Origin of the sequence: Leptospira saintgironsiae (genome assembly GCF_002811765.1) — a bacterium.
Taxonomy (GTDB): domain Bacteria; phylum Spirochaetota; class Leptospiria; order Leptospirales; family Leptospiraceae; genus Leptospira_B; species Leptospira_B saintgironsiae.
In genome coordinates this window covers 360562-380997 of the sequence record NZ_NPDR01000002.1, presented here as the reverse complement: position 1 = coordinate 380997, position 20436 = coordinate 360562, and the positions used below count along the sequence as shown (strand labels likewise).

Annotated in this window: 18 protein-coding genes; 14 read left to right on the top strand and 4 right to left on the bottom strand. The window is 39.3% G+C overall.

Going from position 1 to position 20436, the window contains the following annotated elements; all coding sequences use genetic code 11:
- Positions 1-73 precede the first annotated feature (73 nt).
- Positions 74-346: a hypothetical protein gene (locus CH362_RS06775; RefSeq protein ID WP_010515454.1), complete on the top strand. Its 273-nt coding sequence runs from the start codon at positions 74-76 to the stop codon at positions 344-346.
- 144 nt (positions 347-490) lie between these two features.
- Here the strand turns inward: CH362_RS06775 and CH362_RS06770 are convergent, their stop codons facing one another.
- Positions 491-2494, bottom strand: coding sequence for a phenylalanine--tRNA ligase subunit alpha (locus tag CH362_RS06770; protein ID WP_100709596.1), 2004 nt, complete (start codon positions 2492-2494; stop codon positions 491-493).
- 194 nt (positions 2495-2688) lie between these two features.
- Between CH362_RS06770 and CH362_RS06765 the strand changes: the two genes are divergently transcribed.
- From CH362_RS06765 to CH362_RS06740, 6 genes are all read left to right on the top strand, one after another.
- Entirely contained in the window at positions 2689-3990 is a 1302-nt protein-coding gene (locus CH362_RS06765; RefSeq protein WP_100709595.1) for an ABC1 kinase family protein, read from the top strand.
- On the top strand, positions 3987-4220 hold the full coding sequence (locus CH362_RS06760; protein WP_100709594.1) for a FeoA family protein: 234 nt from the start codon (positions 3987-3989) through the stop codon (positions 4218-4220). The genes CH362_RS06765 and CH362_RS06760 overlap by 4 nt, the downstream gene beginning before the upstream one ends.
- A gap of 3 nt (positions 4221-4223) precedes the next feature.
- The gene (feoB, locus tag CH362_RS06755) at positions 4224-6365 is read left to right on the top strand and encodes a ferrous iron transport protein B (protein ID WP_100709593.1); all 2142 of its coding nucleotides are present in this window, start codon (positions 4224-4226) and stop codon (positions 6363-6365) included.
- Between the two features lie 2 nt (positions 6366-6367).
- Entirely contained in the window at positions 6368-8323 is a 1956-nt protein-coding gene (locus tag CH362_RS06750; RefSeq protein ID WP_100709592.1) for an LTA synthase family protein, read from the top strand.
- 93 nt (positions 8324-8416) lie between these two features.
- Positions 8417-9430 carry an N-acetylneuraminate synthase family protein gene (locus CH362_RS06745; RefSeq protein WP_100709591.1) on the top strand — a complete coding sequence of 338 codons (1014 nt, stop codon included), beginning with the start codon at positions 8417-8419 and terminating at the stop codon, positions 9428-9430.
- 1 nt (position 9431) lies between these two features.
- Complete coding sequence (locus CH362_RS06740) at positions 9432-10538, top strand: M23 family metallopeptidase (RefSeq protein WP_100709590.1); 1107 nt, start codon at positions 9432-9434, stop codon at positions 10536-10538.
- Here the strand turns inward: CH362_RS06740 and CH362_RS06735 are convergent.
- Together CH362_RS06735 and CH362_RS06730 are read right to left on the bottom strand one after the other, a co-directional pair.
- Entirely contained in the window at positions 10535-11416 is an 882-nt protein-coding gene (locus CH362_RS06735; protein WP_100709589.1) for a DUF4349 domain-containing protein, read from the bottom strand. The genes CH362_RS06740 and CH362_RS06735 overlap by 4 nt on opposite strands.
- Before the next feature lie 27 nt (positions 11417-11443).
- Positions 11444-12184: a TrmH family RNA methyltransferase gene (locus CH362_RS06730; protein WP_100709588.1), complete on the bottom strand. Its 741-nt coding sequence runs from the start codon at positions 12182-12184 to the stop codon at positions 11444-11446.
- A gap of 243 nt (positions 12185-12427) precedes the next feature.
- On the opposite strand from CH362_RS06730, the gene fliF reads away from it, so the two are divergent.
- The 7 genes from fliF (at position 12428) to CH362_RS06695 (ending at position 19360) form a co-directional block, all read left to right on the top strand.
- Complete coding sequence (gene fliF, locus CH362_RS06725; protein ID WP_100709587.1) at positions 12428-14128, top strand: flagellar basal-body MS-ring/collar protein FliF; 1701 nt, start codon at positions 12428-12430, stop codon at positions 14126-14128.
- Positions 14128-15096: a FliG C-terminal domain-containing protein gene (locus tag CH362_RS06720; RefSeq protein ID WP_100709586.1), complete on the top strand. Its 969-nt coding sequence runs from the start codon at positions 14128-14130 to the stop codon at positions 15094-15096. Before fliF ends, CH362_RS06720 begins: the two co-directional genes overlap by 1 nt.
- Position 15097: 1 nt before the next feature.
- On the top strand, positions 15098-16021 hold the full coding sequence (fliH, locus tag CH362_RS06715) for a flagellar assembly protein FliH (protein ID WP_008592071.1): 924 nt from the start codon (positions 15098-15100) through the stop codon (positions 16019-16021).
- A gap of 199 nt (positions 16022-16220) precedes the next feature.
- Entirely contained in the window at positions 16221-17585 is a 1365-nt protein-coding gene (locus tag CH362_RS06710; protein WP_100709585.1) for a FliI/YscN family ATPase, read from the top strand.
- A gap of 3 nt (positions 17586-17588) precedes the next feature.
- Complete coding sequence (gene fliJ, locus CH362_RS06705; protein ID WP_100709584.1) at positions 17589-18161, top strand: flagellar export protein FliJ; 573 nt, start codon at positions 17589-17591, stop codon at positions 18159-18161.
- Between the two features lie 157 nt (positions 18162-18318).
- Positions 18319-18960 (top strand): periplasmic-type flagellar collar protein FlbB, encoded by a 642-nt coding sequence (locus tag CH362_RS06700; protein WP_100709583.1) that lies wholly within the window; start codon positions 18319-18321, stop codon positions 18958-18960.
- 4 nt (positions 18961-18964) lie between these two features.
- Positions 18965-19360 (top strand): TOBE domain-containing protein, encoded by a 396-nt coding sequence (locus CH362_RS06695; protein WP_100709582.1) that lies wholly within the window; start codon positions 18965-18967, stop codon positions 19358-19360.
- Here the strand turns inward: CH362_RS06695 and CH362_RS06690 are convergent.
- Entirely contained in the window at positions 19357-20391 is a 1035-nt protein-coding gene (locus CH362_RS06690; RefSeq protein ID WP_100709581.1) for a DUF3089 domain-containing protein, read from the bottom strand. The two genes, CH362_RS06695 and CH362_RS06690, sit on opposite strands and share 4 nt — an antisense overlap.
- Positions 20392-20436: the final 45 nt, after the last annotated feature.

Genomic DNA, 20436 nt, shown 5'->3' with positions numbered 1-20436 from the left:
CCGGAATTTCATAGATAAAGAAGATTCCGAAACTTAGTTGCATTTTAGAGAATTTATTCTAATTTGCGCTTATATGGAATGGGAAAAGATCTTAAGGGACTCTGTAAGGGATGGTTCAATCAAGGAATTGTATCTCAGGAGAGTTCCCACCCTGAAAACCTGCGATGACTGGAATAAGGTAAAAGAAATAGGTCTGATCGATCATAAAACCAAATACGCCCATTATAAGGGTGGATTGGTTAAATTTGGGGAAGGTCTTTTTTTCGTGAGCGAAGAAAGGCTCCAAGCCCTGGCTCCATTCCGCAAATGGGAATTCAAAACCAAAATCAAAGTCACTCCGGACTGAAATAAAACCCCTTTAAATATCTCTTTCACGCCAAGGCACAAAGGAAAGAAGGTCGGGGCCGAAAATCTCGAGACCAAATAAGTATTCTCAATAATAATCAAAAAGGAATCTTTTATTCTTCGCGGCTTCGCGTGAGAAAAAGAATTATCTAGTAAGGTTGATGATCAGGTTCAGTTTTTCTGCAACTGTGATCACGTCTTGGACTCGTGTTTTATCCACAAGCACTGCGGTTGGTCCAATCTCGTCCAGAACGATCTTCTTCCCTTTGATCTGACCAAGTAGAAGTTCCATCACGTTCTGGTCTTTAGTGCGAACCAGTACACAATCCTCTGCAACTTCTACCACAGGCAGGTTTCCGCCCCAATCCTCTAATAAGAATAGAAGGTTTTGGGCAAGTTCCGCTCTGCTAGAAGCTTTCAAGAAGTCTACGAACTCATTCGTTTTGTATCCTAAAAGTATTCCCAATTGGTATGCTTCTTTGGTTAGAACGAAGGTATAAACTCTGTCGTAGTCTTTGAGTTCTGTGAACGCTTTTAAAAGATGAATTCCATAAATAGAAACTTTTTCCGGGAACGCGATCACCGAGAAGTCCGGGTTGATCGTGATTCCACCCTTCTCCGTAACTCCTGCAAGCTCTCCAGTTTGGAAGAAATATTCTCCCAGTTTGGAAAGAGTTAGGAAACGGTTCGGATATTCTACTTCTAATAATCCAAATAAATGCAGATAGAAGATCGCACTCATGATCTCTTTACGAAGATCTGCCAGATCAGTCTGGAAATTTTTAGTCCGGAAACCAGGGCTGAAGATCAGATGTTCCCTGATAATATTAGAGAAAATAACAGAAAGATGGATACGTTTGGACTTGATGATCAAGTTCACACATTTGTCCAAGATCATCTTATCATAAAAAGGCATTTCCGTAGGTTGGAACACTTCCGGAGGATTGACTCTTTTCATTCTAGCCTCGTTCACCTCATGGATGACGAGTTTCATGATCTCGAAAATATCCTTACTTAAGAAACCGTCTAGGTCCCCTCTCAGAATAATATTTTCCCCTTTGATATCTGCCAGATTCAGAAGTTTCAAGATAGGAAGTATAAGTTCCATCTGATAGATCTGGCTTTTTTCAGGGAAAATGCTGATGTCCGGATTTAATAATTCTTGTTCTGTTCTTTTATGATCCGCCTGTTTTACCTTGCCGGATTTTGCCAGAACCAAGCCCTTTCTGCTAATATAAGAAAGAAGCTTTTTGGTATTTAAGAAGAAGTCCAACTCGTTAGTAGCGAGTTTTTCCTGTCTTTGGCGTGTTCCTTTTTTAACGGAAGGAAGGATCGGATTATTTTGGATATATTTTAAAAGTTCTTCTGGAAGAGCAAAAATTCTTACGAACTTCTCCTCTACGAAACAAACATCAGCGATCATTCCCTTTTCAACTAATGCAGGAATGATTGTCTCGTATTTGCCTCTGCTCATTACGATAAAACTTCTGATATCGTCTGCGTCAGCAGCACCGCCGCTCAGATAGATCCTAACTACAGTATCTCTTTCCAATTCGGATAAAGAAACGATAGCTGCCTCATACGCCTCATCAGAGGTTGCGTGAGTGATAAACTTGCGGATACTGTCGATCTTTGCAGGAGCCTTGACTGCTTTTTTCCATTCATTGGAAATATCAGTCAGTTTCTTGCGATCTAGAAGTTTTTCGACGGAGACCTTGTATTTGTCCCCTTTCAGGTTTTGGTCTAAAGATACAAGTTCTGCCAGCTCGTCATAAGCATGATACTTATCCAGGTTATTGGTAAGTCTTTCTCTGTTTTTTCTTTGGTATACGAGTTGGTATTTGCGGAGAAGGTTAAGTTCCATCTCCACGTTGATTGGAGGAATGTTTACTTTACGAGAGATCTCTCCCAGAGTCAGAACATTCTTATTTTTTAAGATAGAAGTATAGATATTAACTTGGAGAACAGTGAGCTTTTCCAGCACACCTTTGAGATAGAACTCGTCCAGAAAACTATCGAAAAGAAACTTAACGTTCTTATTCTTTTCTTTGAACGGAAGCTTTGGAATGTTCCAGAGAGATGCGGTCTTCTTTAGGTCGTTCAGTTCGAGTTTTTCTAATTCTTGCAATAATACTGATTCGCCACTCATACTACTGACCGAAATTCTCGTTCGAAAGCCATACTCTAATTCTCGCCGCTCCCGTAAACCAAAATACAGTTTTCTCGACGGAACATGCTCAGGTAGACCCAAGTACCTTTCTTCAGGTTCCTTTATCCTGATTAGGTTCTTTCCTCCCTGATTTGGATTGTGTTCCTTTCAAGTTCTCTTAATCTGGAGCTGAAATGCCAGGATTCTTAGACCAACTTCTGCAAGGGGTAAACAGCGCTAGTCGTATAGTGACCAGTAGTTATGTTTTTTCCACCAAAACCATCCTACTTTTAAAGGATTTGGCTACAGGGGGAAGTGGATCCCGTAATATTCCAGTTCGATTGAGAGAAGCGTTTGAAGAATTAGGCGCAACGTATATTAAATTAGGCCAGTTTATCGCTTCTGCCCCTTCTCTCTTCCCAGAAGAGATCGTAACAGAGATGCAAAAATGTTTGGATTCCGTACGACCTCTTCCTTTCTCCGATATCCAAAAAGTATTAAAAAAAGAACTGGGTAGAGATTACCAAAAATTATTCCAGAGTATAGATCAAGTCCCAATGGCATCAGCTTCTATTGCACAAGTCCATTCTGCAGTGACTAAAGATGGCCTTGATGTTGTAATAAAAGTGCAAAGACCTGATATAGAAGGCGCGTTAGGAGCCGATCTCAATCTTCTATTCTTAGCCTCCAAGTTGTTCGAAATATTTGTGCCTGGTTTGAATAAATCAGGACTATCGGAAATGGTAGGAATGTTCCAATCTTCCATCTTGGAAGAAATAGATTTTATAAAAGAAGCAAACAATTGTGAAGAATTCGAAAGATATCTTCTATCTTCCGGAGAAACAAGAGCAAGAGTCCCTAAAATTTACAGAAAACTCAGCACCAAAAAGGTTCTGGTCATGGAAAAATTCTACGGAGCTCCTATTACCGACGAAGTTTCTCTTCGAAAATTCAGCAAGGATCCTTCTAAAACACTTTCAGATGCACTTGAGATCTGGTTTTCTACACTTTCTAAATCAGGATTTTTTCATGCAGACGTACATGCAGGAAATCTAATGATCCTGAGAGATGGAACAGTAGGTTTTATTGATTTCGGGATCGTTGGAAAAATTTCCTCCAAAGTCTGGGAAGGTCTAATGATCTTTTTAGAAGGTCTTGCATTGAATAGAACAGATAGGATCGCAAATGGCCTGGTCCGAATGGATGGAACTGCCTCCGGTATAGACGAGAAAAAATTAGCCAAGGATCTCGAGACAGTCTTTGACCAAATGAGTAAGATGGTCCTGGACATACAAATGGGAGAGTTAGACGCTTTTGATGAGAAGAAGATGAATACAATCCTTTTCGAGTTCAGAGACATTTCAGATCGAAATGGATTAAAGATCCCAAAAGAATTTGGACTTCTTATTAAACAAATCTTATACTTTGACAGATATATCAAATCTTTCGCACCTGAATTAGATCTGATCCGGGACAGGGAAAAATTTATAAAATGAAATCCAAACTTTTCGAATTAGAAGAGGGAGAATCCGGAAAAATTACCGGAATTAAAAACGAATCTGGAAAAACGGGACTAGTCCGAAACCTTTTAGATATGGGTTTTCTTCCAGGAACAAAAATCACTGTGGTCCGAAAATTCCAGGACCAAGATAAAATGATCGTAAAATTGGGCCTTGTCCAATTGGCCATTCGAAAATTGGAAGCGGACCTTTTGGAATTGAACTAGTTTATGAAATTATTAAATACTAAAATAGAAACTCCCGATCACAAAACAGAGAAATTCCGAGTATTACTCACTGGAAATCCAAACTGCGGCAAATCCACATTATTCAATAGACTTACGGGCCTAAGACAAAAAACAGGAAACTATCATGGTGTCACTGTAGAAAAAGCAGAAGGGACCATTCATACAGAAGATAGAACCGTCCATATAGTAGATCTTCCAGGCGCTTATAGCCTAGGCGGAGAATCAGAAGATAAACAAGTAACGACCCGCATCTTGCTCTCTAAAGAAACAGAAGACAAATTAATTTTTGTATTAGATGCAGTTGCAATTGAAAGAGGACTTCAATTTCTATTACAGGTATCTTCTCTCAAGATCCCAATGATAGTTGCAGTCACGATGAATGATACCTTGGAAAAGAAGGGAGTTCATTTGGATCTCAAAGCCTTATCCAAGGCATTCGGAATTTCTTTTTATTTTGTAAATCCAAGATCAGGCGAAGGTGTAGAAGTTTTAGAAAAAGTTTTGACCGACCCTTCTTCTTATAAAACGCCTGATCCAAATTTTTCTTGGGACAAAAAAAGAACCGCACTTATTGAATCTGTACTTTCTAAACTTTCAGTAGACGATCAGGATTCTGTTCGATTCGTCTTAGAAAATAGTTTTAAAGAATTTAGCGGAGAAAGTTTACAAACAGGACTTCCTTCTTCCAACTTTTTTCCTGAAAAAACTCGCAATTTTATCCGTTCGGAATGGGAAAAATATAAATTAGAATTTTCTTATGGAGAAGAGCTAGTCCAAAGGTCTATCTGGATCAAAAAACTTTTATCTAAAGCAGTCTCCGGTTCAGAAATTACCGAAAAAGGCATTTTAGGATTTGCGGATAAGATACTTCTGCATCCTATTTGGGGACTTACGATCTTTTTAGGGATCATGGCTTTAGTATTCCAATTTTTATTCACCTGGTCAGAAGTTCCAATGGATTGGATAGAAGGAAGGATCGGTGACCTTGCGGATTGGACAGGAAATTATTTGCCCGAAGGACCGGTGCGTTCTCTAATTCAAGAAGGCATGATAGGTGGAGTTGGTGCAGTTTTAGTATTCATTCCTCAGATCAGTTTGCTTTTTTTATTCATTGGGATCATGGAAGAAAGCGGTTATATCGCAAGAGCTTCCTTTCTTATGGACAGATTTATGGGAAGATTCGGGCTTTCCGGAAAATCATTCATCCCATTACTTTCCAGTGCTGCATGCGCCGTCCCAGCAATCATGGGAACAAGAACCATCGAAAATAAATCGGATAGGCTCACCACAATCTTAGTATCCCCTCTTATCACCTGCTCCGCAAGATATCCAGTCTATATTTTAGTAATTGGAACGGTTTTCTCCGCAGAACCAGTTTTTGGAATCTTCTCCCCTAAAGTTCTAGCGTTATTCGGTCTTTTCTTATTAGGAATGTTCGCATCCATGGGAGCTGCTTTCTTATTTAAAAAAACTTTTTTCAGATCCGAACCTGCTTACTTTTTGATGGAACTTCCGAGATACCAATGGCCTTCTCTCAAAAGTTTATTTTTTACAGTTTATAAAAAAATCAAAGCATTCATTGAAAACGCAGGAAAGGTAATCTTATTCATCTCTATCATACTTTGGTTCTTAGCAAATTATCCGAGGATAGAAGGTTCTAAAACCGAAAACTTAAGTGCCCCCCAAGCAAAGTCCTTACAAATCTCTGAATCCTATGCGGGAAGAATGGGAAAAATGATGGAGCCAGTTTTAGAACCAATCGGTTTTGGTTGGAAGATGGGGCTCGGGATCATCACTTCATTCGCAGCGAGAGAAGTAATGGTATCTACATTATCAATCGTATACGGAGTTCAGGGAGAAGATTCGGAAGATGAAAATTTAAGGTCTGCACTCAGGAAAGATAAGGATCCTGATACTGGAAAACCTGTTTGGACAATTGCAAGCGCTCTAAGTTTACTCGTATTCTTCGCATTCGCATGCCAATGTATGTCCACTCTTGCGGTCGTAAAAAAAGAGACAAACTCTCTATTCTGGCCGGTTTTTATGTTCACTTACATGACAGTTCTTGCATATACTTCTTCTTTCTTAGTTTTCCATTTTTCTAAATTTTTAGGCTGGAATTGATAATGATTAAAAGGCTACCTCCAAACCTTAGGATAATTTTATTTTACTCTTTTTGTTTTTTGATCCTTTTAACCATATTTAGATTTGCACTTCTATTTATCTATTTTTCCAAATTAGGACATTCCTCATTGGGCGAAGTGATCCTATCCTTTCTGATCGGAATACGTTTCGACCTATGCGTGATCTCCATAGTGATAGGATTATCTTGGATCTTATCTTCTTTTCACTATCCAAACCGTTGGGTTACATACAGATACATTTGGGGGATCCTACCCATTCCATTATTCTTATGGATGACGGGGCATTTAATAGGAGACACAATTTATTTCGGAGAAGCAGACAAACATTTAGGTTACGAAGGTTTTGTCTTTTTAGGAAAAGATCTGTTAATACTGATCGAAGCAGCGGTCAAAAATGACACTTTAAAAGTTGTCCTCGGACTGATCGGAATATTCACAGGACTCCCTGCCCTAATTTATCTTTTTATAAAGTATAATGGATACCAATATTCTTCTGAAAACAAGACTAAAGAATTGGTACAAATACCAATTGCTATTATTTTATTACTACTTCTGTTCCGAGGTGGGGTCCAACCAAGGCCATTAAGATCCACAGAAGCAATTCATTCAGAAAATCCTTTCTTAAACCAACTTCCTTTGAATGGTGTATTCACCACAATTATGGATCTAAAATCAAAATCCATTCTTCCTGAATTACAAATGTCAAAAGAAGAATCAATTCGGATCGTACAAAAAGAAATCGATTATCCAGGTGCAAAATTTATAGATCCAGAATATCCACTTTTAAGAGAAACCTTAGAAACCAGAAAAGAAACTCCTCCAAATATAGTTCTTATTCTTCTGGAAAGTTGGACCGGAAAATTCCTGAAACCAAATGGAGACGGGATCGTAGGTGGAAAAGAACTCGCTCCTAATTTTAATTCTCTCGTAAAAGAAGGCAGATATTTTTCCAGATTTTTTGCAACAGGTGGAAGAACTGTAAACGGACTGATGTCTGTTCTCACGGGAATCCCGGATCGCCCTGGTATCACAGTGGTAAGAACCCATCAAGTATTGGGAAATTTCGGCGGCCTCGGATCTTTACTGAAAAACTTGGGATATTCTACATATTTCGTGCATGGTGGAGATGTAGGATTTGATAATATGAGTTTTCTTTTTCCTCATTGGGGTTTCGACACAATTATAGGAAAAGAGGAAATCGAAAAAACTAAAAAATATAAATCTGGCGCCTGGGGCTTTTATGATGGGGATGTATTAGAAGAACTTCATACAACCATCTCAAAAGCAAAACAACCTTTCGCGGCAGTTAGCCTGACCCTAACTACCCATTATCCTTACCAAGTTCCAGAAACAGGAAAAAATCCTTATCCAGAAACTATGAAGGATTCTGATTATTTTAACACTTACGCATATTCAGATGAGTCCATCGGCAAATTTATGGAGAAGGCAAAAAAGTCTCCTTACTTCCACAATACTATTTTTATTTTTGTAGCTGATCATACTCATCATAGAGATCTAAACCCATTCGAAGATCGTAATATTCCACTTTTGATCTATTCTCCTAAATATATAAAACCTGGAGTGGACCAAAAAATTTCTTCTCAATTGGATATGATCCCGACTATCTTAGGACTTGTAGGTAAGAAAGTAAAATTTTCTTCCTTCGGTAAGGATCTACTTTCTAATTCGATCCAACCTAAAACCGAAGGTTCTTATTTTGCGTTTTCAAGCGTGATCGGTTGGATTGAGAAGGAATATGCTCTATATAGATCCACGGAAGGTGAACTCAGAGAAGCTTATCCAATGCCTTGGAGCGAGTACAAATCCAAATGTGTTTCTATCAAGGAGACCTGTGACGAATATGAAAAGAAGGCAAAAGCTTTCCTAAATCTGAGTTATGAACTTCTGAACACGAATCGGATCTTTCCAGAGAAGTGAAGACGACACTGCCCTCATCAAAAATCCTTCCCTTTCCGGCCAGGTATTCCGATCTTAGTCTTAAGGGTTTACCCTTTCATTTCAGGAGAAAGAATGTCTTTTTCGAAAAGTTTTCGTTTGGAAGAAAAATGGGAAATTGGTCCGGATTCTTCCCCATTTATAATCGCAGAGATTGGATTGAATCATAACGCGGATCTGGAATTAGGTAAAAAAACTATCCAAGCTGCTAAAAATGCGGGAGCAGACGCGGTAAAATTCCAAACGTACAAGACCGAAAATTTTTTAGACATTAAAAATCCTAAAGCGAAAGTCCTCGTAGATATTTTCCAAACTTACGAACTTTCAGAAAAACTTCATACTGAATTCCAAAAAACTGCAAAAGAAGAAGGCCTCTTTTTCTTTTCCACTCCTCTAGATCCAGGTAGTGTAGATCTTTTAGTAAACTTAGGAGTGAAAGCCCTTAAGATCGCGAGTGGAGATATAGTAAATAAACAACTTTTACAAAAATGCGCAAGCACAGGACTTCCATTATTTTTATCCAGCGGTGCGGCAGAAGGTTTTGAAGTCATTCGTGCATTAGAATTTCTGGAATCTGAAAAAGTAAAAGATCTAGTATTATTCCATTGTGTTTCTCTCTACCCTACTCCTCCAGAAAAAGCAAATTTACAAACCTTAGAATATTATAAAAATATATTCAATGGCCCTTTAGGTTTTTCGGATCATACAGCTGGAAGTATCGCAGGTGCATTGGCGGTATCACTCGGCGCGAGCGTTTTAGAAAAACATTTTACCTTAGACAAAGCTCTTCCAGGTCCGGATCATACAATTTCGGTAGATCCTTCTGAACTGAAATCTTATGTAGAAAATGCAAGACTTGCATTTCAAATGAGAGGAGAAAAGAAGAAGGTTGTACAACCTCAGGAATCAGGAGGAAGATTTTTCGGGAGAAGAGGATTATACGCAGACCAAAACGGAAATCCTATCTCACTTCGTCCGGATCTAAGCCAAGAAGACAAAAGATATTTTGATTCTTGGAAGTTAGATGAGGCAAATTCTCTCGTCAAACAAGGTAAAGGACCAAAACCGGGAGAATCTTTCTTATCTTAATATGATCCGAAAAATCTGTCTTTTATTTACGGCTCTTTCTTTCGGTATATCTGCAGCTCCTAGGTCCTATGGATCCCTGGGTTCCGAAGTAGATTTTTTAGATTTCGGAAAAGTGACAGTGGCGCCCTTTTCTTATTCTGTATCTTCTTCTTACGACGAAGAATATGGTGCATTCAATCTATTCGATTCCAATCCTAAATCTTATTGGTATTCTTCCGGAGAGAATAAACCCGAATGGATTATTGTAGATTTCGGTTCTAAAAGACTGATAAATTCGATCGAAGTTTTGGTACCTATGTTCCGAGGGAAAAGAGCAACGGATGAATATGAGATCCAAGTTCTTCACCAAGAAAACTGGAAAACTATTTTCAAAAATGATAAAGTAGATCTAGTCAATCAGCATAATCTTCCTCCGATTGATGCATCCATTCTTAGATTGTATTTTCCTAAAAAAGAAGAAAAGAGTATAGTGATCGGTGAATTTAAGATTCTGCTAAATGGTACTGTATTAAATTCAGTTTCCAATAGATTCACAGGATACCAATACCCAGTTCCAGATGGACTTCTTCCTGAAAAAGATTACCAACTTCCAGGAGCTCCCAGAGAATACAGGAATGGAATCCACAAAGGATTAGATATTTATTATAAAAGAGAAAAAGTCGGACCACCTAGACGTTTAACTTTCGAAGATGTTTTGGTATCTCCTGCTGACGGAACGATAATCCGTGCGGATCTAGATTATTCTCCTATGACACTTTCTGAATTCCAAAGATATTCTGCATTAGCCCAAAAAAACGGGGTCACTTATGTAGAAAAGGATTTTGGAGGCAGACAAGTTTGGATCGATCATGGGAACGGGGTTATGACCTCTTTCAACCATCTTTCTTCTATCAAGAGAGGGATCAAACCCGGTGCAAAAGTAAAATCAGGCGAAGAGATAGGTAACGTAGGAAACTCAGGCCTAATGGGCGAAGCAAAAGGAAATGATGATAATATCCATTTACATTTCGAGATCTGGGTAGACGGAGAATATCTAGGCGCCGGAGTTCCGACTAGCCAGATCCGAAAACTTTTGCAGTTTTTCTTTTCTAAATCAAATCTGAATTAAAGAATTCCTTTAGATCTTAAGTAGGCCAGGATTTTCACACCAAAGAACCAAGTGATCCATCCTCCTACGGATGCAAAAGCGTAGAGGAAAGAGAATAATAATCCGTATTTGATGGTCCACTCCAAGGATATTTTACACTTCTTTAAAAAAGTAATAAATCCGCCGGAGACTGCACCTGTTTCTTTTAATGTAAATTTGATTGTGCAGAATTCATTCTCTTGATCGAATTCTCCTAACTTTACTCCTAAGTCTTGGATCTTACCTTCTATCTCTAAAATTTCTTTTTCTAAAGAAATCAATTCTTCGATTTTACCGTTTCTTCCTTTTAAACTTAAAAGTCCTGCTTTGGATTTTTCTAAGGAGATTCGAGTGGCGGTGATGTTTTTATATTCATTTGTTTTGTCTGTTTTATTCACAGAAATTGAATCTATCATGCCAATTGTCTGGATGGAATCTACCACAGAATCGAATTTATCTGGATTTACTCCTATACCCAACTGCAATGTTCTTTTGCCAGCAAGCCCAGATCTTTGTTCATACTGGATTACACCTTTTACATCTTCTACTATCTTGCGGGTTTTCTTTTCGTTTTCATCAAACTCAGAAGTTTTGGAAGAAACTGCAGCTACCTTCTCATACTTTTGGGAAGAACTAGAAACAGTGATCTTATCCTGAGGCGCATAAAATTTTTCAGAAGCGTAGTTCTTACGTCCATAATCGAAATTGATAGTAGAACCTTGTTCTTGGTTTACAATATTTGTTTCAGGGCCGACTGCATAACTGTAGATGAGCCTGATTATAAATAGAAATACAAAAATTCCCGCAAATACGAGAGAAAACTTTTTTATAAATTTAGATAAACCGCTTAATTGTTCCATCCTACCCTACTTTTTAGCTGAAGTGAATTATTGGACCCTTGCTGCTTCGGATCTGATCCTTTGGAGTAGATCCGATTCTACTAAATTTCCTTTATATAGAACTTTTTTATAATAGGAATTTCGGATATGAATCTGTTCCTCTTCCGTTAAAGCCCAGTTTGGAACTTCTTTTCTTAAACGAAACGCTAGGTGAGAAAGTACAATTGCCACTGTTACAGAAATATTATAACTTTCGGTAAAACCGTACATAGGAAGTTTTAGGAATACGTCTGCTTCTCCCATTGAATAAGAAGATAATCCTTTTTCTTCTGATCCGAATAAGATAGCGCTAGGTTTATCCAAAGGCAAGGTATCCAATTCGTAAGAATTTTCTAATGAATGTGGAGAAGTTGCGATAATCCTATAACCCTTCTCCTTTAAACCGCTTATACAATGTCTAGTATTATCGAAATCTGGCTTTTGGTATCTGTGGATCTGTATCCATTTTTGAGCGCCTAAAGAAATTCCTTCATTGGGTTTATAAGAGTTTTTATTTTCTATGACATGGAGCTCTGTTAAGCCCAAACATTCAGAAGTTCGCACTGGAGCACTAGCATTATAAGGTTGGAATATATCCTCCATTACAATTGTTAAGTACTTTGTACGAAAAGAAGCAACTTCTTGGATCTTTGAGACCTTCTCCGCTGATATTAAAGTTTTAAAATATTCTTCTAACTGCTTCGCTTCTTCTAGATTTATAAAATTTGAATGTTCCCCGTTAAGTTTCATGTTCAAAATGTTTTATTTCCTAGACAATTCCTGAGTAAAAATTGGAAGCAGCAAAAATTTCACTAAACATAAGAATAGCAATTATGTACAACAAGATTTATTTTTCGCTTCAAAGCAGTTCTTAAAAGAGTTAATATAAAAAATCCGGAGAAAATAAAAAAATTCTAAAGTTTTTTTAAAAAGGGATTGTACTTTGTTTCCGAAAATCTATTATGTCCCCTATCTTGTCGGTGGTGAAGGAAAATGCCCGAGCAATTACAAAAGATTCTGAATAATATCAAAGAGTTCTTCAACTCTTTAGATACGACAAAGAAACTGATTTTAGGTGGAGTGGCGATCACTGTGGTCGTTGCCTTAGGGCTTCTGACAACCGTTTCCTCTCAAAAGAACAAGACTATCTTGTTCCAAAACATGACTGCGAAGGATTTCGCAGAGGTTACCAAAAAATTGGACTCCATGGGCTATTCATATAGCACTGGGGACACCAGTATTGTGAGCGTGGATCCCGAGCAAAGGCAGGAGATTATCACAAAACTTGCCCAAGAGAACCTGATCCCTGCAGGCGTGCAAGGATGGGAACTCTTCAACGTGGAGAAATTCACCGAGACCCAGTTCGACAAGGACATCAAAAAATACAGAGCCTTAAAAGGAGCCATCGAGCAATCCTTGATGACACTAAGACCTGTAGACAAAGCATTCGTGAACATCGCAATACCGGAAGATGAACTGTTCAATTCGAATGCTTCTCCGGTAAAAGCCTCAGTCATTTTACATTTTATCCCTGGAGTCGAAGGGATTTCCAAAAAAGAAGTTAAAGGTATCGTAAACTTGGTTTCCCGAGCGGTCCCTAAACTCAAACCGGAAAACGTAGTAGTCGCAGATGCAGACGGCAAGATCATCTCCGACTTCGAAGAAGATTTAGAAAAAGAAAGATTAGAACTCAGAGTTGTCCAAGAGAAATTGAGGATCCAAGAAGAACAAAGGATTCAAAGATTAATCGACGTAAGAAACACTCTTCGTTGGTTTTTAGGCGGAGAAGACAGAGTAGATATCACTCGCTTTGAGTACATGTTAAATTGGGACAAGGAATCTTATAAAGATAACCAAGTTTCCCCAGTAATCGAAAGACCGGATGATCCGAATACTCCTTACTCTGAATTAAAGATCGTAGATGGTTATAGCTTAAAAGTTTCCTCCAAAGAAACCAGCGAACAATTCACAGGAAGAGGGTTCACTCCAGACGGACCTGCAGGAACAGAACCTAACCTTCCTCCTGGTTATAAAGACACCGACTATCAAAAAGCGGATTATAAGAAAACCGAGAATATCAATAACTTCGAATTCAACAGAAGAGTTAGCGAAGTCCAAAAACAACCTTGGAAGATCGAAAAAGTAAATCTCTCCGTGGTAGTAGACGGCCAGTGGACTAAAAAAGAAAACGCGGATGGAACTGGTTACGACAGAACTTATATCCCAGTTTCTGACGAAGACATTAGAACTGTTCGTAAAAACTTAGAAGCAGCAGTAGGTATAGACAAAGCAAGAGGAGACCAGATCTCCGTAATCAGCATTGCTAAAGACCGCTCCGCACAGTTCGCTGCAGAAGACGAAGAATTAAGAAAACAGAAAGCGATCCGCCAAATGGTAATCGCATCGTTAGTCATAGTATTATTCTTAATACTCACTATCCTCATCTACAGAGCGATCAAAAAAGAAATCGCAAGACGCCGCAGACTACGCGAAGAAGAACTCGCAGCAATGCAGCAGATGATGAGAGAAGCAGCTCTCCGAGTCATGGACGATGGAAGCGCAGAAGTCGAACTCTCTCTGGACGAAAAACTCAGAAGAGAACTTCTCGAAAACGCAATCAATCTCGCCAGGGAAAAACCGGAAGAAGTGGCACAACTTCTACGCACCTGGTTATCTGAAGAGGAAGCAACCTAATGAGTATCCTGTCCGGAAAAAGAAACCGGGCGGGACAGCTCCTCCGAATCCTGGGGGAGCATCTTCCCCCGGAAGTGTTTCGTCACCTTGGGCCTCAGGACACATCGAAACTTTTAGAAAGTTTTCACAAGTCCACCAAAGTAGAAGCGAAACAAGAAAGAGAACTTTTAGGTTCCTTTTTAGAAGGACTCTCAAGCGTCCCGAAAGAAGGAATCGATCGAGACACCTTGGCCCTAATCCAAGAACTCGAAACGATCTTAAAAGAAGATTTGGTTACCGAGCCAGAATGGTCGGAGGAACTCAAATCTTATACCAAGGAAGAACTTTCCAAGATTGTAGCCGGAGAATCCGCAGACAGGATCGCACTCATATTCTGCTACGCGGATCCGGATACTTCTGCCAGAGTATTGGAAGAATTCCCGGAAGAAACCCAGGAGGAGATCCTACTTTCTATACGGAATTTGGACCTTTCTTCTGCGGGACTTATGGACTCTTTGGAGAGGTTTTTGCGCTTCAAGAAGGAAGTCCTGAAATCTCCCCAGTCTGGAGTTCCTACCAGGGATAAGGGTGGCAAAAGAGCCGCAGAACTCTTGGGCAAATTAGACCCCCAAGATTCCCAGAAATTATTCTCCAGGATACGCGAAAAGAGCCAGTCGTTTGCCGAAAATATAAATAAGCATTTCTTCCGAATGGAAGACCTGATGGATCTAAGCCGAGAAGCCCTAAACAAGTTTATGGGAGAGATCCATCCAATCGTGACCGCGACCGCCTTTAAAGGCACTGAACCGGAAACGAAACAGGTCTTACTGGAAAGGTTAGATCCAACGCTAGCCTCCTCCATCCGATTGGAAGAAGATTCTATGGGTCCGGTTTCCCTCGCAGAGATTGAAACCGCTCAAAACGGACTACTTGAAATTTTTAAGGAATCCGTAGAATCAGGAAGAATCAAGTTCCGGAGAAAGAACTAATATGGCAAAACTAGTCTTCAAACCTATCCAAATCGCGGACATGCAGGATCAGGTAGAGCTGCAAATTCCGGATAAATATAAAAAATTCCATAGGGACGAAGACGCCGAAGAGTTCGAAGTCGACCAAGAAGGAAATATTATAGAGCAATACCAAGGTCCTTCCATCGAAGAGATCGAGGCGGAGCTAAACCGTTATAAAGAAGAAACAGAAGAAAATATAAAAACAATGCTCGAGGACTCCCGTCGTAAGTCGGAGGAAATCGAGGAAGAAGGTCGTAAAAAAGCCTTCCAAATGATCCAGGATTCCAAAGAGAAGATCAAACTAGAAGAGGATTCAGGTAAAGCCAAAGCGGAACAGATCTTGGAAAGAGCCAAGATGGAAGCCGAAAGAATGATCAAAGAAGCCGAGATGAAAACGGCAGAGATCGAACATGAGGCTTACTTAAAAGGATTTGAAGCTGGACGAGAAGTTGGTTTCAGAAAAGGACAAGGAGAAGTCCGACGCCTAATCGACCGCCTCGGAACCATCGTAGGTAAGGCAATCGATATCCGTGCAGAACTTATTCAAGCTTCTGAAAAACAGATGGTGGAGATGATCCTTATCATCGCTCGTAAGATCATCAAAGATGAGATCATTGAACGTAAAGAAATCGTACTCAATAATATTAGAGAAGCCCTGAAACGTATCAAAGACAGAGATCGTGTGGATATCCGAGTCAACTTTGCGGACTTGGAGATCACCACTGCTCACAAAGACGAACTTATCAAACTTATGGAGTCTCTTCGCAAGGTCAATATCTACGAAGACTCTCGCGTCGACAGAGGCGGGGTCATCATCGAAACAGATGTTGGTGCCATCGATGCAAGGATCTCCACCCAGCTCAAAGAAATCGAAGAAGCAATTCGAAATGCGGAGCCGATCTAATCTAACATTCACGTCCAAACTTAGTCTCCTACCCGGCCGCCGAAATCATAGGCGGTCGGGTCAGGGGGGTTTTCTTTGTAGTATCTTCGACGGGTTTTGTATTACCTCCGTAAGCGACATAATTCAGTTATATTCTCATTATCACTTGACTCCGGGCAAAATCCCAGGGACAGTATCCGGTATCTAAGAGCCTAAGAACATGATAGAGAAGAAGTTTCACGAAAAGGTAGACGTCATCTCCAAGTATTTCCTGATCTTGGACCGCACAGAAACCATCCGCAAATCGGGACGAGTTGTTCGCGTCTCCGGAAACGTAATTTATTCAGAAGGACCTCCAGACTCCAAGATCGGAGAGATCATGGAAGTCCAAAAAGCAGGAACAGAAGGTTACCTGCAATGCGAGATCGTTGGTTTCGAAAATCATGTATATACACTAATGCCTCTCGGTCCTGTAGAAGGTGTATACCCTGATGCTTTTGTGTTTTCTTCAGGAAGAAGTTTAAATGTTCCAGTAGGAAGAGAACTACTCGGTCGTGTATTGAATGGAGTAGGACGTCCTATCGACAAAAAAGGACTCATCATCACTTCTGAAGAAAAATCTCCAGAAGGAGAAAGTATCAATCCACTAGATAGACCTGTGATCCGGGACATTCTTCTTACAGGAGTAAGAGCGATAGATGGAATTTTAACAGTAGGTAGAGGACAAAGATTAGGGATATTCTCCGGATCCGGTGTAGGAAAATCCAGTTTACTCGGTATGATCGCAAGGTTCACTAATGCGGACGTAAACGTGATCGCACTCGTGGGAGAACGAGGCAGAGAGGTGAATGAATTTTTAGAGAGAGACTTAGGGAAAGAAGGTCTCGCAAGATCTGTAGTATTTGCCGCAACCTCCGACGCACCTAAGATGGAACAGGTAAACTGCGCTCTACTCGCCACTTCCGTTGCGGAATATTTTAGAGAACAAGGACTTCATGTAAATTTAATGATGGATTCCTTGACCAGGTTTGCACATGCAAATAGAGAGATCTCTGTTTCTAACCATGAACCTCCAATCACAAGAGGTTTTAGTTCATCTGTTTTTACTAAATTAGCAAAACTTGTAGAACGTTCAGGTACTTCTAAATCAGGAGGAAGTATCACAGGGTTTTACACTGTCCTAACCGATACCGATGAGATGGAAGATCCGATCGCAGACGCAGTCCGTGGTTATATAGACGGTCACATCATTCTTTCGCGCAAAATGGCCGAAAGAAACCATTATCCTGCAATCGATGTCCCTGCCTCCCTTTCCAGGGTAATGCAATCTATAGTTGACGAAGACCAGTTCATGAGAGCTGGTATGATCAGAGAACTTATCTCCACTTATAATTCAGTGGAAGAATTGATCTTATTGAATGCATACGTAAGAGGATCAGATCCTAAAGTGGATCTTGCCATTCGCAAAAAAGATAAGATAGATTCTTATCTAAAACAAAGACTTATGGACAGAAGTCTTTTTCCACAAACAGTCAGCGGCTTAAGAGATATCTTAAAAGAAGAAAGAGAAGAAGAGGAATTTTAATCAATGAAAAGATTCCAATTCAGGCTCGAACCTGTACTTCGTTTAAAGAAGATCAAAGAGGACCAAAAACTCAAAGAACTTTCTGAACTTGTGGCCGAAGTCAACCAAAGACAATCAGAAATAGATTCCAATGATACAAGGATACATTCTTTATCTGCTACAACACTTTCAGGAAGTACAGACTTAAGAGAATATTCTTATTTGCAAACTTATATGAGACAACTCTTAACTCGGAATTCCGAGTTAGAAAATGAGATACGTTCTTTTGATGAACCGGTTGAGAAAAAAAGAACAGAAGTCTCAGAGGCAAGAAAAGAAAAGAAGGTACTGGAACTTCTAAAAGAAAACCGCTTCAAGGAGTATATGCGCTCCTATAGAAAGGCGGAAAAAATCCAGGCAGAAGAGCAATTTTTAGCTGATCTTTATAGGAAAACTAGGGAGGAAATATATGGGGATGATAGATCTAAACGGGATCCGAAAGTATTTACCTATGACACGGGAGGCGCTGAGCGCACCGGTACAGAAGATGCGGGACTTTCTGAGCTCAGAAAACTTTACGAGCGTTATAAAAAGTGACCTCCCCTTTTTAGAAGTACGTAAAACAGTAGAATCTTCCGATCCTTTAATCGGAAGCATGGTAAATCTCCAAGATAAAATCTCTCATTTAGAAAATAAGGCGGGAGATTTGGAAAAAAGAATTTCAGGCTCCAGGCTGGACATCCGGGTATAAAAAGTGGCAAGTTTAAGCGATAAAGCAAGAGCAGTATATCTAGTACTTCTGATCTTCTTCCTAGTGTTGATCGGATTTTTTGCGTTCCATTATTTTCAGATCATAGACGCTGCTGAAATTTTTCCTTTCTTAAGAACAGAACCAGGACTCGTAAATGCGGACTCAGAGTCCCCTTCTGAATTAGAGAAGTTAGAGTTTCGTAAAGAGATGGAAAGACTCGCTAAAGACAGAGACGATATCTCTCAGAAAGAAGAGGAATTAAAAAAAGAAAAAGAGCGCCTGGAAGCAGAACTCGAGAAAATTGAGGAACTCAAACGAGGTCTTACTTCTAAGGAGAATGAGCTCAAATCTTCTGAATCTGAAAAAAATAGTAGAGGTAAATTGGTTAAGGTTATGGCGGAGAAGGTTGCAAATATGCCTCCTGATAACGCAGTGCAAATGCTTACCAATTGGCCGGACAAAGACATTATAGATGTATTCATCCAAATGGACAAGGACGCAGAACAGGACGGTAGACAAACAATCACTACTTACCTTCTTACCTTGTTCCCGGCAGAACGCAGGGCGAATATTACAAATAAATGGTTGTCCAGATCAGACGTGATCAAGGCTCCTGAATCCAATTCTGAGTCGGAAGAACTTTAAAAATATGAAAAAGAAAACGATCCTATTTCTTTCACTATTAGTAATTTCTACAGGAGCTATTTACTCTAAGAGCAAAAAAAATTCTGCTCCTCCAAAACCTAAATACGTTTCTGGCGAAGAGTTAGTAAATAATCCTGGAAAGGCTGTAGGAGAAACTGTCCGAGTCGCAGGAACAGTAACTCATGTATTATACAAAGGAAATTCCATCCGATTTGTAGTCCATTTTTCCGGTAAACCAGTAGTTTTAGATTCCGACGATTATAGCTTAATGAATCGAGTATCTGTTGGTTCTTATGTAGAAGTCTGCGGATTTTATCTAAAAAATAAAAAACTGGATCTAGATGGAAAAAGAACAGATATGCCTTCTATCGTAGTCGAGCAAACTTACTGTACGAATTAACGTTTCTTTAGAAAAGCTTCTAATCTTTCCTTTGCGTTTTTTCTAATATTCGCGTAGAAGAAATGAAAATCTCCAGTATGTAAATTTCCATCTTTTCCTAGGTTTGGGGTCCGGCTTATCTCAGGTTCGTGGATCCATAAAACTCCAGAATTACATTTTGCATCTGCAACACCTGGGATCAATTGATCAAAACTTCGATTCACACTCCCCAAATTTTCAGATTTAGGAGACACCTCTTCATCATGTTTCCAACTGAGAGGATTTACGCAAACAGTATCTTTTCCATATCTATCCAATAATCTACCTGGAGAATTTCCCCAAATATAGGAATTCCAACCTACAACACATCCAGTATCTTTCGGACTGGAACAAACAGGTAAACCCGTCTCTTCTTGTTTAAATGGAAATCCAATTGAATAACTCACTACCAGGTTTTTCTTATATTCCGGATTAGTAGCAATCACCTCTTTTAGTAAACGGACAGAATGCCTTGTGCCTTGGCTATGAGAAGCAATGATATAAGGACGGCCCTTATTCCAATTTTTCATATAATATAAAAAGGAAGCTTTCACATCTTGGAATGCAAAATCTAATGCTGCTTCACTTTCTGGAACATCCTTTGTAAAAACAAAAAATGCAGCCTGTCTATATCTGGGAGCATAGACCTTACAACATTCATTGAATGCACTTGCTTGGGTTTTGATAGGATGTTTATCAGTTCTGTCATTCAAGTCCTCGTCCTTTAGATCTCCATTCCAATATTTAGGTCGAAGAAGTAAGGTTGTCGGATGAATATAAAAAGTATCCACCTCTGCTAAGGATTGATTTTCTTTTAAGCCTGAATTTCCAGGAACAAGATCTGCATTATCTTTTTTATCAGGAAGAGCAGCCCAAAACTCAGACTTAGAATAATCAGGAGAAATTAAATTTTTACTCTCTTCAAAATTCTTTCTGGGTTTGATGAGATATATACATTGAAAACTAAAAATAGAAATTATAGAAATAAAAAGAGAATTGTATAAAAATTTCATATTACCTAATCCTTGGTACAGATATAAGAAAGTGGTAATCAGTTT